This is a genomic window from Mesorhizobium sp. WSM1343, assembly GCF_055901535.1.
The window spans coordinates 6193794-6207491 of sequence record NZ_CM148370.1; the positions used below are offsets into that span (position 1 = coordinate 6193794).

The window sequence follows — 13698 nt, forward strand, 5'->3', positions numbered from 1 at the left end:
CGCCGCGGCTTTAAACGAACCTTGTTTCAGGGCTTGATACGACTATGGACACGACAGCCCAACACGGCGCGGTGAAGGAGCGGCCTCCGGCCCCGGCTCCACGCCTGACGCTGTCCGGCATCTCCAAGAGCTTTCCCGGCGTGCGCGCGTTGCACAATGTCAGCCTGTCGCTCTATCCGGGCCAGGTGACGGCGCTGATCGGCGAGAACGGCGCCGGCAAGTCGACGCTGGTCAAGATCATGACCGGCATCTACCAGCCCGACGGGGGCACGATCAGCATAGACGGCCACGCCGTCACCCTGCCCAGCGCGCATGCCGCCTTCGGCCATGGCGTCACCGCCATCCACCAGGAAACCGTGCTGTTCGACGATCTGAGCGTCGCCGAAAACATCTTTCTCGGCCACGCGCCACGCACGCGTTTCGGCACCATCGACTGGCGCACGATGCGCAAGAACGCGCGCGAAGTGCTGGACACCATGCATGCCGGCCATATCGACGCCGACGCGCGGCTGAAGGACCTCGGCATCGCCAACAAGCATCTGGTCGCGGTTGCGCGTGCCATGTCGATCGACGCGCAGATCGTCATCATGGATGAGCCGACCGCCGCGCTTTCCATGAAGGAGATCGAGGAGCTCTTTTTGCTGATCGAGTTCCTCAAGAGCGACGGCAAGGCGATCCTGTTCATCAGCCACAAGTTCGACGAGATCTACCGCATCGCCGACCGCTACACGGTATTCCGCGATGGCGAGATGGTCGGCGAAGGCCTGATCAAGGATGCCGGCCAGAGCCAGATCGTGCGCCTCATGGTCGGCCGCGCGGTCGATCACATCTTCCCGCAGCGCAAGGCCGAGATCGGCGCACCGGTGCTCTCCGTTTCCGGCCTGTCGCATCCGACCGAATTCAACGATATCGGCTTCGAACTGCACAAGGGCGAGATCCTCGGCTTTTACGGCCTTGTCGGCGCCGGCCGCAGCGAGGTGATGCAGGCGATATCGGGCATCACCCGCACCTCAGCCGGCACGATCACGCTGGAAGGCAAGACGATCGCGCCGAAATCGGCTGCGGATTCGATCGATGCCGGCATCGTCTACGTACCGGAAGAACGCGGCAAGCAAGGCGTGGTGATCGGCCTGCCGATCTTCCAGAACGTCTCGCTGCCTTCGCTCAAGCGCACGTCGAAGTCCGGCCTGCTGCGGCTGTCGGAGGAGTTCGATCTGGCCCGCTCCTACACCGAGCGACTCGACCTCAGGGCCTCTTCGCTCAGCCAGGATGTCGGCACGCTGTCGGGCGGCAACCAGCAGAAGATCGTCATCGCCAAATGGCTGGCGACGTCGCCCAAGGTGATCATCCTGGACGAGCCGACCAAGGGCATCGACATCGGCTCGAAGGCCGCCGTGCACGGCTTCATGGCCGAGTTGGTGGCGCAAGGCCTGTCGGTGATCATGGTGTCGTCCGAGCTGCCCGAAATCCTCGGCATGTCCGACCGTGTCGTGGTCATGCGCGAGGGGCTTGTCGCGGCGGTCTACGACAACAAGGAGCTGGACGCCGAGACGCTGGTTCGGACGGCAGCAGGGATCGCGGCATGAAGGCTTTCCTCAAATACCGCGAAATCTGGCTGGCTGCTGCCATCATCGTCTTGATCGGGCTGATCTCGACGCGTTTTCCGGCCTTCGCCGATCCGGCCAATCTGCGTCAGGTGTTCAACGACACCTCGATCCTGGTGATCCTGGCGCTCGGCCAGATGGTGGTCATCCTGACCCGGTCGATCGATCTGTCGATGGCGTCCAACCTCTGCTTCACCGGCATGGTGGTGGCGATGCTGAACGCAGCACATCCGGCGATCCCGATCCCGCTGCTGATCGTCGTCGCACTGCTGGTCGGCCTTGTGCTCGGCGCCATCAACGGCCTTTTGGTCTGGCGGCTGAACATTCCCTCGATCGTGGTGACGTTGGGCACGCTGACCATCTATCGCGGCGCGACCTTCGTCCTGTCCGGTGGCGCCTGGGTCAATGCCGACAAGATGAGCCCGGACTTCATCGGCTTCCAGCGCGCGGCCTTCCTCGGCATTCCGGTGCTGTCGTGGATCGCCATCCTGGTCATTGCGCTGTTCTTCGTTGTGATGACACGCACCGCGCTCGGCCGCTCGATCTACGCAATCGGCGTCAACCCGACGGCGTCGGTCTATGCCGGCATCGATGTCGGCCGGACGAAATTCATCGTCTTCTGCATCTCCGGCATGATTGGCGGCCTGTCGGGCTATCTCTGGATCTCGCGCTACGTGATCGCCTCGGTCGAGGTCGCCAATGGCTATGAGCTCAACATCATCGCCGCCTGCGTCATCGGCGGCATCTCGATCGCCGGCGGCATCGGCTCGGTCGGCGGCGCGGTATTAGGGGCGCTGTTCCTCGGCATCATCTCCAACGCGCTGCCGGTCATCAACATCTCACCCTTCTGGCAGATGGCGATTTCGGGCAGCGCAATCATTCTGGCCGTCGTGCTCAATGCGCGCGGCGAGCGCCAGCAAGGCCGCATCATCCTCAGAAAGGTGGAGGCGTGACCGACATCCCTGCCCCGCGCCACATTCCCGACCGGCTCGACAAGCCGCTGCGTTCGGCGATCTTTTCCTGGGAAGCGCTGCTGGTCGTGGTGGCCGTCGCCATCTTCGCCATCAACAGCTTCGCCTCGCCCTATTTCCTCGATCCGTACTCGCTGTCCGATCTGACCTTCAATTTCACCGAGAAGGGCCTGATCGCCTTCGCCATGGCGCTGCTGATCATCTCGGGCGAGATCGATCTGTCGGTGGCCGCCATCATCGCGCTGGCGTCGACCATGATGGGCATGGCGGTGCAGGCCGGCGCCGGCACGCCCGTGCTGGTGCTGATCGGCATCGTTGTCGGGCTCGGCTGCGGCGCCTTCAACGGTCTGCTGGTGACAAGGCTCGGCCTGCCCTCGATCGTCGTCACCATCGGCACGATGAGCCTGTTTCGCGGCATCGCCTTCATCATCCTCGGCGACCAGGCCTACAAAGGCTATCCCTCAAGCTTCGCCTTCTTCGGCCAGGGCTATGTCTGGTGGGTGGTGTCGTTCGAGCTGGTGCTGTTCCTGATCGCGGCTGTCGTCTACTGGTTCCTCTTGCACCGCACGAGTTTCGGCCGACGCGTCTTCGCCATCGGCAACAATCCGGTCGCTGCGCAATTTTCCGGCGTGCGCGTCGGCCGCACCAAGTTCATCCTGTTTTGCCTGACCGGGCTGATGTCGGGCATCGCCTCGGTGCTGATCACCTCGCGCCTCGGTTCGACGCGGCCCTCAATCGCGCAGGGTTATGAACTCGAAGTCATCACCATGGTGGTGCTCGGCGGCGTCAGTATCCTCGGTGGCGCCGGCAGCATTCTGGGCGTCGTGCTCGCCGCCTTCATCATGGGGCTGGTGACCTTCGGGCTCGGCCTGCTCAATGTGCCGGGCATCGTCATGTCGATCTTCATCGGCCTGCTGCTGATCATCGTCATTGCCTTGCCGATCGTCTGGCGGCGGCTGCGCGGAGGGCGTTGATGGCCGAGAAATACGCGTTCAAGATGAAGCTGAAGCCCGGCATGAAGGCAGAGTACAAGAAGCGCCATGACGAGATCGGGCCGTCGCTGGTCGCGCTGCTGAAGCAGGCCGGCGTCTCCGATTATTCCATCCATCTCGACGAGGAGACCAATATCCTGTTCGGTGTGCTGTGGCGGCAAGACGACCACCGCATGGACGAATTGCCCGGGCATTCGGTGATGCAGCGCTGGTGGGCCCACATGGCCGACATCATGGAGACCAGGCCGGACAACGAGCCGGTGGCCGTGAAGCTGGAAACAATGTTCCACATGGCATGAGTGCGATGCGCCACATCGCCGTCATCGACATCGGCAAGACCAACGCCAAGGTGGCGCTGGTCGACCTCGCTGCGTTGAGCGAGGTGGCGCTGCGCCGCATGGCGAATGCGCCGGTGCGGCAGGCGCCTTACCCACATCACGATGTCGAGGCACTGTGGGCATTCATCCTCGAAAGCCTTGCCGGCCTCGACCGCGAACAGCGCATCGACGCCATTTCGATCACCACCCATGGCGCGACCGGCGTGCTGGTCGACGCGGCGGGTGAACTGGTGCTGCCGGTGCTCGACTATGAGTTCGACGGCCCCGACGGGATGGCCGAGGATTACGACGCGATCCGCCCGCCTTTTGCCGAGACCGGCACGCCGCGCCTGCCGCTCGGCCTCAATCTCGGTGCTCAATTCTTCTGGCAGCAGAAGAGCTTTCCGGCGGAATTCGCCAGGGCCGCGGCGCTGCTGATGTACCCGCAATACTGGGCCTTGCGCCTGACCGGCATCGCCGCCAACGAGGTCACTTCGCTCGGCTGCCACACCGATCTGTGGAACCCGTGGACGGCGGATTTTTCATCCCTGGTCGACAGGCTGGAGTGGCGGAGCCTGATGGCGCCGGTGCGGCCGGCCAGCGATCGCCTCGGCCCGATCCTGCCCACCGTTGCTGTGCGAACCGGACTGGATCCGCACACGCCGGTGTTCTGCGGCCTGCATGATTCCAACGCCTCGCTGCTGCCGCATTTTCTCTCCGACAAGCCGCCTTTCTCCGTCGTCTCGACCGGCACCTGGGTGGTATCGATGGCGGTCGGCGGCAAACAGATTGCGCTGGATGCCGCGCGCGACACGCTGGTCAATGTCAACGCGCTCGGCGATCCCGTTCCCTCTGCGCGCTTCATGGGTGGCCGCGAGTTTTCGGTGCTGACAAAGGATCAGCCGGAGCCGTGGACCGAAGCCGATGTCGGCGCCGTGCTGGCGCGAAAGATGCTGCTGCTGCCGTCGACCCAGCAAGGTTCGGGGCCGTTCCCGCACCATGCCGCGGCATGGCTCAACGCCGACGGCATCAACAAAGGCCAGCGCTTTGCCGCCATCTCATTCTATCTGGCCCTGATGACGGCGACCTGCCTCGACTTGATCGGTGCCGACGGCCCGACCACGGTCGAAGGCCCCTTTGCCCGCAACCGGCTCTTTGCCGGCATGCTGGCGGCAGCCACGGCGCGCGCCGTGGTTGCGTCCGAGGCCGCCACCGGCACCAGCATCGGCGCGGCGCTGCTGGCATGCGATCGGCCGGCGACGCACGGCAAGGGCGAAAGAATAGAACGGCCTATAGACCCAGCCTGGGTCGACTACGTCAGCGCATGGCGGGCGGCAGTGGAAGTGCAGGGCTGATCAGAGAATCCGTTTGCCGAAGGCAGACATGACGAAGTTGACCGCGTCGGTGCCGATCCGCGGCTCCAGATCCGCCGTCAGGCCCGAAACATCCATCGACAGCAAGCCGCCGGAGAGCGCGATCGCCTCCATCGCCTGATGTGTTTCGCGCACGGTCAGCCCACCGGAGCCCGCAGCCCAGCCGGCGAATTCGGTCGCGGTCGGCGAATAGCTGACATGAAAGCCTTGCGTGCCTGATGTGGCGATACGGATCGCTTCATGCATCAGGTCGCGCATGCCCATGGCGTCGATGTCGGTCATGGTGAAGGCGGAGACGCGCGAATCCTTCAGCACCCGCGCCTCGGCCGGATCGGCGTGGCGCAGGCCGACGATGACGACATTCTCCGGCGACAGCTGCGGCTGCAGCGCGCCCGCCTTGTGATCGAGGCCGAGGGTGCGCGCCAGGACCGAGCCTTCCGGCAGGTCGATGCCGTCCTCGTCCTCCGGCATCAGGGCGGCGATGGAATCGATCCAGATCAGGCCGAAGGAATGCGTGGCTCGCGCCGTCGCGGTCAGCGCCTTGTGCGCGACGCAACGATCGGCGCCGGCGGTCAGCCGGACCAGTCCCGATGGCGGCCGCTCGATATCGGCCAATTCGACGACGTCGAAATTCATCGCCTCCAGCCGCGCGCCGGTGCCTTCCCGGGCCAGGATGCCGGCGGCTCCAGGTTCGGCCGTGATCTGCACCATCTTGCGGCCGGAAAAATCCTCGACGTCGTGCATCGGGGCCTTCTCGACATATTCCGAGGTCATTGCCAAAAGCATGGCGCCATAGCTCATGCGGAAGGCGACGCGGTCGCCGACGGCCAGCGGCGGGTCGGCATCGGCGACGTCCAAAAGCAGATGGTCGCTGGAGGCGCCCAGCACCCGGATCCCCCTGGCGATCGGCGTCAGCCCCTCGACCAGCACGTCCTCGCGGCCGATATTGGCGATGGCGCGCAGCCTGTCGCCTTCGTCGGGGAAGACCGGCTGGTTGCCGAAGGCGTCGTAGCCCGATTGGCCGATCGGCCGTGACGGCTTGAGCTTGACCTCGATAATGTCGCTGGTCAGCCGGCAGGCATCGGGTTCGAGCTCGGCCCACGGCGCATCGCGGAAGGTCTCGACGCCACCTTGCAGGATCGCCTCGCCGACGCGCAGATTGTTGATGCCGGCCGGCAGCCTGCCTTCGAGCAGCAGCGGCAGCGACGACGAGGCGCCGCCGGAAATCACGTCGAGGCTTTTGCCGGACAGGCGCTCGGTCTTGTAGGCATGGGCGACGAGCTGCCCAAGGTTTTCCGGCGTCGGCATGATGGCGCCGAAGCAGCCGAGATTGGTGCCGATGCCGGCGATGCGCACGCCCTTGAACTGCAGGATCTGCTCAACCGTGGGGATCAGGTCGTTCGGCCAGATGCCTTCGCGGAGATCGCCGAGATCGATCATCAGCATGATGTCGTGGACGCGGCCCATGCGCTCGGCGATGCGCGAAATTTCGCGGATGGTGGCGAGTTCCGATTGCAGGCTGATGTCGACGGTGCGCACCACCTCCTCGACCCGCGCCATCGGCGGGCTGCGCAGCAGCATGATCGGTGCGTTGATGCCGCTGTCGCGCAGCCGGCGGATGTTCTCGAAACGCGATTCGGCGATGCCGGCGACGCCGCCGCGCAGCATGGCGCGTGCCACTTGCGGCATGCCGCAAGTGCCCTTGGTGACGCCGAACACTTTTATGCCCGACAGCGCGCAGCGCTCGACGATGGTGCGCGCGTTGCGCTCGATGCGGCCAAGGTCGATGGCGACTTGCGGTCCCGACATCCTAGCCCCCGTAGACCAGCCCCTGCGGGTCGATCTCCGGCTTGCGGCCCGAAACGAGGTCGGCGAGGAATTTTCCCGAACCGCAGGCCATGGTCCAGCCGACATGGCCGTGGCCGGTGTCGAGATAGAGATTCTTGTAGCGCGCCTGGCCGATGACCGGCACCGAGTTCGGCATCATCGGGCGCAGACCCGCCCAGAACACAGCCTTCTTCTCGTCGAAGGCACCCGGGAAAAGATCCTTGCCGGTGCTGATGATCGTCTTGAAATCGGCGGGCTTGAAAGTGCGGTCGAAGCCGGTGAATTCGGCCGTCGAGGACATCCGCAAGCGGTTGCCCAGCCTGGAATAGCCGATCAGCCGGTCCTCGTCGGCGCCGCCCATGGTCGGTCCCTTGCTTTCGTCCTCCAGGGGAATCGTCGCGGTATAGCCTTTTACCGGATAGACAGGCAGGTCGATGCCGTAACGGCGCCCGAGCAGGCCGCTTTCCGGCCCCATCGAGATGACAACCGCATCGCCGGCGACCGGGCCGGCCGAAGTCATCACCGCGCGCACCCGGTCGCCCTCGATGTCGAGGCCTTCGACTGTCGTGCCGAACAGGAATTTGACGCCGAGCTTCTCGGCCGCATAGGCGGCCAGCCTGTCGACAAACTGCTTGGAATCTCCGGTCTGGTCGGTTGGCGAATAGACGCCGCCGGCAATCTTGTCCTTGACGCCGGCAAGGCCCGGTTCCAGCTCGACCAGCCGGTCGCGGCCGACGATTTCGATCGGCAGGCCGTGCTTGGCAAGATAACGGTAATTGTCGGTGCCGGTGTCGAGGCTCTTTTGCGAGCGGAAGAAATAGAGAATGCCCTTCTTGCGCTCGTCGTAATGGATGCCGGTCGCTTCCGAAAGCGCATTGATGCAGTCGCGCGAATAGAGCGCGAGCCTGAGCTTGATGTCGGTGTTGGCGCGCAGGCGCGCCACCGTGCACTGGCGCAGGAAACGCAGGCTCCAGGCGAGGAAATAGGGATCAAGGCGCAGCCTGACCTTGATGCCGAGATCATGGTTGTAGAGCCCGCGCAGGAAGGTCTTCAAAGCCGCCGGCGAGGCCCAGGCTGTGGCGTCACCCGGTGACACCAGGCCGGCATTGGACTGGCTGGTGCCTTGTGCCGCCGCCGGATGGCGCTCGATCACCGTCACCTCATGGCCGTCGCTGGCCAGATAATAGGCGGCCGCCGTACCGACGACACCGGCCCCGAGCACCGTTATTTTCATGCCATTCCCCCAAGATCTCCTCGCGGCGCCGCGCCTCCGCGCCTTGCCGCGAACGCCTTCAATAGCGCTTCGCTGCCCGCCTTGCGAGCCCTTGGGAGAACCCGGCTCAGCCGCGCGCGGAGTTCTTGCCGGTCAGGATGCGCTCCCAGGCGAGCGCGTCGGCGACGATCTGGTCGAGATCGTCGCGTTGCGGGGTCCAGCCGAGCTCGGCGCGGGCGAGATCCGAATTGGCGACCACCGCCGCGGCATCGCCAGGGCGGCGATCACCCATCTTCACCTCGAAATCATGGCCAAAGGCGCGGCGCACGCTGTCGATGACCTCCAGCACCGAATAGCCATGGCTGTAGCCGCAATTGGCGACGAGGCTCTGTCCCCCGGCGCGCAGCCGCTGCAAAGCCAGGCGATGCGCCGCCGCCAGGTCGCTGACATGGATGTAGTCGCGCATGCAGGTGCCGTCCGGCGTCGGATAATCGGTGCCGAACACCTGCATGAACGACCGCTTGCCGAGTGCCGTCTCGCAGGCGACCTTGATCAGATGGGTTGCGCCCGGTGTCGACTGGCCGGTGCGGCCCTTCGGGTCGGCGCCGGCGACGTTGAAGTAGCGCAGCGCGGTATAGCGCAGGCCATGCGCGATCGATGCGTCGCGCAGCATCCACTCACTCATCAGCTTGGACAGGCCATAGGGCGATTCCGGCGCCAGGCGGGCGTCCTCGCGCACCGGCTCCAGCCCGGCGCCGCCATAGACGGCAGCGGTCGAGGAAAAGATGAAATTGGGCACGCCTTCGCGCACCGCGGTTTCGATCAGCGTGCGCGTCTTCGAGGTGTTGTTCTCATAATAGCTGAGCGGGTCGGCGACCGATTCCGGAACCACGATCGAGCCGGCGAAATGAATGATCGCGTCGACCTTGTTCTCCCTGATGACCGCGCCGACCAATTCCTTGTCGGCGACATCGCCGACGACCAGCTTGGCCTCCGGCGCCACCGCCCATTCGAAACCGGTGGAAAGACGGTCGAGAACGACCACGCTTTCGCCGGCATCCAGCAGCTCCCAGACCATATGGCTGCCGATGTAACCGGCGCCGCCTGTCACCAAAACTGTCATCCGCGTCCTCGCTTATCCAAGATTTATCGGAAACTGTCTCAACCCCGCTCTACTGGAAAGCCCGCCGCATGGCCATTGGACCCCTGGTAACCGGCATTGCCGGCCAGTGGCATTGTCCTGAAACAAAGTTCATCCACATCAAGGGAATAGGCCACGATCCGCGGTCGTTAGGAACAGGTCCGGGGCGTGGCATTTTGACCAAAAAGGCCAGGTGGACGACCAACAGGCCAATGATTATGATCCCGCGCAAAAATTGGGAAGTCGACATGAACTATCAGCGGTTCTTCGAGGAAGCGATCGACCAGCTCCATGCCGAGCGTCGCTACCGCGTTTTCGCCGACCTCGAGCGGATCGCGGGCAAGTTCCCGCGCGCCATCTGGCGTTCCAATGGCCGTGCCGAGGAAATCACCGTCTGGTGCTCCAACGACTATCTCGGCATGGGCCAGCATCCCGACGTCATCGCCGCGTTCCAGAATACCGCTGGCAAGATGGGTTCGGGCGCCGGCGGCACCCGCAACATTTCCGGCACCTCGAACCCGCTGGTAGAGCTCGAGGTGGAGCTTGCCGATCTGCACGACAAGGAAGCGGCACTGGTCTTCACCTCCGGTTTCGTCTCCAACGAAGCCTCGATCTCGACCATCGCGAAGCTTTTGCCCAACTGCCTGATCATCTCGGACGAATTGAACCACGCCTCGATGATCGAAGGCGTGCGGCGTTCCGGCGCCGAGAAGAAGATCTTCCGCCACAATGACGTGGCGCATCTGGAAAGCCTTTTGCAGGCGGCGGGGCGCGAACGCGCCAAGCTGATCGTCTTCGAAAGCGTCTATTCGATGGATGGCGACATCGCGCCGATCAAAGAGATCGTCGAACTCGCCGAGCGCTACAACGCCATGACCTATATCGACGAGGTCCATGCCGTTGGTATGTACGGGCCGCGCGGCGGCGGCATCACCGAGCGCGAAGGCCTGGCCGACCGCATCGACATCATCGAAGGCACGCTGGCCAAGGCATTCGGCACGCTGGGCGGCTACATCACCGGCACCAGCGCTGTGATCGACGCCGTGCGCTCCTATGCGCCGGGCTTCATCTTCACCACGGCACTGCCGCCGGCGATCGCTGCCGCCGCGACCGCGTCGATCCGCCATCTCAAGCGCTCGCAGGCCGAGCGCGACGCCCAGCAGCAGCAGGCCGCGAGAACCAAACACATCCTGTCGGCCGCCGGCCTGCCGGTGATGGATTCGCCGACGCACATCGTGCCGCTGCTGGTCGGCGATCCCGAGGCCTGCAAGATGGCCAGCGACCGCCTGCTCGGCGTGCACGGCATCTACATCCAGCCGATCAACTACCCGACCGTGCCGCGCGGCACCGAGCGGCTGCGCATCACGCCAACGCCGTTCCATTCCGATGCGCTGATCGCCGAATTGCAGGATGCGCTGGTCGAGACCTGGGATGCGCTCGGCATCCCCTATGGTTCGGCAGGTCGGCCTTCGGTGGCCAAGAGCGACCGCATCATTCCCCTGCTGGTGCCCAAGTCAGGCGGCTGATGCCGTTTGGAACTCTACTCCGGCCGCCATCTGGCTCGCCGGAGCGATTTCAATTCGGGCTTCGTCAGCGGCTCAGGCGTTCTTCATCCACTTCGCCAGCCGGTGTGCCGCTTCCTCGATCTGGTCGAGACGGCGGTGGAAGCACAGCCGCAAAAACGCCTCGCCGCCGGGGCCGAAAGCGGTGCCTGGCGCCAGGCCGACATTGGCCTTGTCAACGATGTCGAAGGCAGCGGTGCGTGAATCGGTGATGCCCTCGACGGTGAAAAACAGATAGAACGCGCCCTGCGGCACCGTAAACCCAGCGCGGCCGGTGGCGCCGAGGATGCCGCAGACAAGGTCGCGCGCCTTGCGCGCCCGCTCCACCTGTTCGGCAACGAAGGCGTCGCCCTCGTCAAGGGCGGCGACCGCACCGCGCTGCATGAACTGGGCGACGCCGGAGCTCGAATACTGGATCAGGTTCTCGAACACCTGCTGCAAGCTCGGATGCGTCTTGATCCAGCCGACGCGCCAGCCGGTCATCGCCCAGTTCTTGGAAAAGGAGTTGACGTACAGGATACGGTCTTCCGCCGACGCTATGTCGAGGAAGGACGGCGCGCGGCCGTGGCCATAGTGGAACAGTGAATAGATCTCGTCGGCGATGATCCAGAGGTTCTTCGCGCGCGCCAGAGCGAGGATCGCCTGCAAGGTCTCGTGATCGGCGGTCCAGCCGGTCGGATTCGACGGCGTGTTGATGAACAGCGCCTTTGTGCGCGGCGTGATCGAAGCGGCGATCTTCTCGACGTCGCAGGACCAGCCATTGCCGGAATGATCGAGCGTGACCGCGACTGGAACGGCTCCCGCTATCCCTGCTGCGGCATCGAAATTCGGCCAGGCCGGCGACAGGTAGACCACCTCGTCGCCGGCGCCGGCGAGCGCGTCGAGCGCCAGCTGGATGGCATGCATGCCGGAGCCGGTGACGATGAATTCTTCCTCCGGGAAATTCTTGCCGAAATGCCTGGCATAGTAACGGGAGAGTGCCTGCCTGAGATCGGGGATGCCCCTTTGCCAGGTGTAGAATGTCTCGCCGCCGGCCAGCGCCTTCGACGCGGCATCGGTGATGAAGGCTGGCGTCGGCAGGTCGCCTTCGCCGGCCCAGAGCGGAATCATGCCTTCGCGCAGGCGGCCGTAATTGACGACGGCGACAATGCCACTTTCGGGTGCTGCACGGGCCTCGGTGCGCAAGCTGTCGATCAGGGTCATGGGCGGATCCGTTTTTGGTCTGCGGTTTTCGTCAGCGGTCCTTACCAGATGCGAAAACAGAAAACCCCGGCCGCCAACGACCGGGGTTTTGGTCCAGCAAATGCTGCCCGTGGTCAGCGCCTGGCGAGCAGATCGCGAATTTCGGTGAGCAGCGCGACGTCGGCGGGCGGCGGAGCCGCCGGTGCAGCGGGCTTCTCGCGCTCAAGCCGCTTGCGCATGTTGTTCACCGCCTTGACCATCAGGAAAATGATGAAAGCGAGGATGAGGAAGTTCAACGCGACAGTGATGAAGCTGCCGTAGGCAAAGACCGCGCCTTGCTTCTTGGCGTCGGCCAGCGAGGTGGCGTTGACGGCCGAGGAGAGGCCAAGGAAATAATTGTTGAAGTCCAAGCCGCCGAAAATCGCGCCGACGATCGGCATGATGATATCGTTAACAAGGGAATCGACGATCTTGCCGAAGGCCGCGCCGATGATGACGCCGACCGCAAGGTCCATCACATTGCCCTTGGAAATAAATTCCTGGAATTCTTTCAGCATTCGACCCTCCTTGTCGTGACTGGCCGAGCTGCCGTTTCCGTCCTTGCGGCATCGACCTGAGGCAACATAACAAAAACCTCCTGACGCAACATGGGTAAAAGGGAGAAAACAACCGCTTTCTCCTTACCTTACGGCACTTTGGGCGGCAGCTCTGCCGAATTTGACGCGTTGCGTACAAGGGCGTGAAATTTCATATCCCCGCGATGCAAATCGACACAGATGCCGCCGAATCACTGCAAAACGACCACGCTGGACCAGATTGCCGCCGAGCACGGCATGGGCCCCTGGTTGTTGACGCGAGCGATCAATCGCTCTTTGCAAGGTTTCCCGCATTGACGGCACGGCAAAGCCAGCATTGAATTTCTGGAAATTATAGGCGTTTTCGCCTATAATGTTCTCATGAACATGCTCGAAACCATCAGCATTGATGTTTATCCGTGGGCGGCTCCAACAAAGGAGCAGCGCGCTTGGTTTGACGCGCTTTCGCCCGACGAGAAGCGGAAAGCGATTCAGGCGGCGATCAACGAAGGTTTTGAGAGCCCGGTCAGCGAAAAGTCGATCGACGACATTATTCGGAAAGCGCGTGCCGAACTCCCGCATGCGCCATAGGATAACGCATCGCGCCGAACGCGATCTGAAAGACATTTACCGACACACCTTCGAAAACTTCGGCCACACTCAGGCCGAAAAGTAACTGCGCGAACTCGACGCGGTGTTTGAGTTGCTCGGCGACTATCCGAGTATGGGCCGGCTCTATGAAGGCAGGACCCATCAGTTCGTCCACGGCAAGCACATCATCCTCTATCGCATGGGTTTGGAGGAGGTCGTCATTGGCCGTATTTTCCACGGCGCTCAGCGGCGATCTTCACCATAACGACACCGACGCGCCGCCCTGATAGCCGTCCTGCACAGCTCTGCAATGGACTCGGACGCCAAGCTGTGGTTGCGTCCGGGCAAGC

13 protein-coding genes are annotated in these 13698 nt (G+C 63.7%); 8 read left to right on the forward strand and 5 right to left on the reverse strand.

Features of this window, described 5'->3' with window-relative positions:
* The first annotated feature begins 44 nt into the window (after positions 1 to 44).
* Genes AC0NIL_RS30055 through AC0NIL_RS30075 form a run of 5 tightly spaced genes read left to right on the forward strand, consistent with a single transcriptional unit; the run spans position 45 to position 5239 of the window.
* On the forward strand, positions 45 to 1586 hold the full coding sequence (locus AC0NIL_RS30055; protein ID WP_024503128.1) for a sugar ABC transporter ATP-binding protein: 1542 nt from the start codon (positions 45 to 47) through the stop codon (positions 1584 to 1586).
* Entirely contained in the window at positions 1583 to 2557 is a 975-nt protein-coding gene (locus AC0NIL_RS30060) for an ABC transporter permease (RefSeq protein ID WP_473573205.1), read from the forward strand. The genes AC0NIL_RS30055 and AC0NIL_RS30060 overlap by 4 nt, the downstream gene beginning before the upstream one ends.
* Entirely contained in the window at positions 2554 to 3549 is a 996-nt protein-coding gene (locus AC0NIL_RS30065) for an ABC transporter permease (RefSeq protein ID WP_127368687.1), read from the forward strand. The genes AC0NIL_RS30060 and AC0NIL_RS30065 overlap by 4 nt, the downstream gene beginning before the upstream one ends.
* Positions 3549 to 3866 carry an L-rhamnose mutarotase gene (rhaM, locus tag AC0NIL_RS30070; protein WP_473573207.1) on the forward strand — a complete coding sequence of 106 codons (318 nt, stop codon included), beginning with the start codon at positions 3549 to 3551 and terminating at the stop codon, positions 3864 to 3866. Before AC0NIL_RS30065 ends, rhaM begins: the two co-directional genes overlap by 1 nt.
* Complete coding sequence (locus AC0NIL_RS30075) at positions 3863 to 5239, forward strand: FGGY-family carbohydrate kinase (RefSeq protein ID WP_473573209.1); 1377 nt, start codon at positions 3863 to 3865, stop codon at positions 5237 to 5239. The genes rhaM and AC0NIL_RS30075 overlap by 4 nt, the downstream gene beginning before the upstream one ends.
* Here AC0NIL_RS30075 and AC0NIL_RS30080 read toward each other — a convergent pair whose 3' ends face one another.
* The 3 genes from AC0NIL_RS30080 to galE all read right to left on the reverse strand — a co-directional run bounded on the left by AC0NIL_RS30080 (position 5240) and on the right by galE (position 9420).
* On the reverse strand, positions 5240 to 7066 hold the full coding sequence (locus AC0NIL_RS30080; RefSeq protein WP_473573211.1) for an alanine racemase: 1827 nt from the start codon (positions 7064 to 7066) through the stop codon (positions 5240 to 5242).
* Between the two features lies 1 nt (position 7067).
* Positions 7068 to 8318 (reverse strand): D-amino acid dehydrogenase, encoded by a 1251-nt coding sequence (locus AC0NIL_RS30085; protein ID WP_027161704.1) that lies wholly within the window; start codon positions 8316 to 8318, stop codon positions 7068 to 7070.
* 106 nt (positions 8319 to 8424) lie between these two features.
* Positions 8425 to 9420: a UDP-glucose 4-epimerase GalE gene (gene galE, locus AC0NIL_RS30090; protein ID WP_224618614.1), complete on the reverse strand. Its 996-nt coding sequence runs from the start codon at positions 9418 to 9420 to the stop codon at positions 8425 to 8427.
* Positions 9421 to 9686: 266 nt separating this feature from the next.
* On the opposite strand from galE, the gene hemA reads away from it, so the two are divergent.
* Positions 9687 to 10964, forward strand: a complete 1278-nt coding sequence (gene hemA / locus AC0NIL_RS30095; protein ID WP_024503135.1) for a 5-aminolevulinate synthase — start codon at positions 9687 to 9689, stop codon at positions 10962 to 10964.
* A 72-nt stretch (positions 10965 to 11036) separates the two neighbouring features.
* Here hemA and AC0NIL_RS30100 read toward each other — a convergent pair whose 3' ends face one another.
* Together AC0NIL_RS30100 and mscL are read right to left on the reverse strand one after the other, a co-directional pair.
* The gene (locus AC0NIL_RS30100; protein WP_013533609.1) at positions 11037 to 12203 is read right to left on the reverse strand and encodes a pyridoxal phosphate-dependent aminotransferase; all 1167 of its coding nucleotides are present in this window, start codon (positions 12201 to 12203) and stop codon (positions 11037 to 11039) included.
* Between the two features lie 113 nt (positions 12204 to 12316).
* Positions 12317 to 12739 carry a large conductance mechanosensitive channel protein MscL gene (gene mscL / locus AC0NIL_RS30105; protein WP_013533610.1) on the reverse strand — a complete coding sequence of 141 codons (423 nt, stop codon included), beginning with the start codon at positions 12737 to 12739 and terminating at the stop codon, positions 12317 to 12319.
* A 399-nt stretch (positions 12740 to 13138) separates the two neighbouring features.
* Here mscL and AC0NIL_RS30110 point away from each other — a divergent pair, with 399 nt between their 5' ends.
* Positions 13139 to 13348: a hypothetical protein gene (locus tag AC0NIL_RS30110; protein ID WP_473540720.1), complete on the forward strand. Its 210-nt coding sequence runs from the start codon at positions 13139 to 13141 to the stop codon at positions 13346 to 13348.
* 133 nt (positions 13349 to 13481) lie between these two features.
* The gene (locus AC0NIL_RS30115; protein ID WP_411970034.1) at positions 13482 to 13613 is read left to right on the forward strand and encodes a hypothetical protein; all 132 of its coding nucleotides are present in this window, start codon (positions 13482 to 13484) and stop codon (positions 13611 to 13613) included.
* The last annotated feature ends 85 nt before the right edge of the window (positions 13614 to 13698 follow it).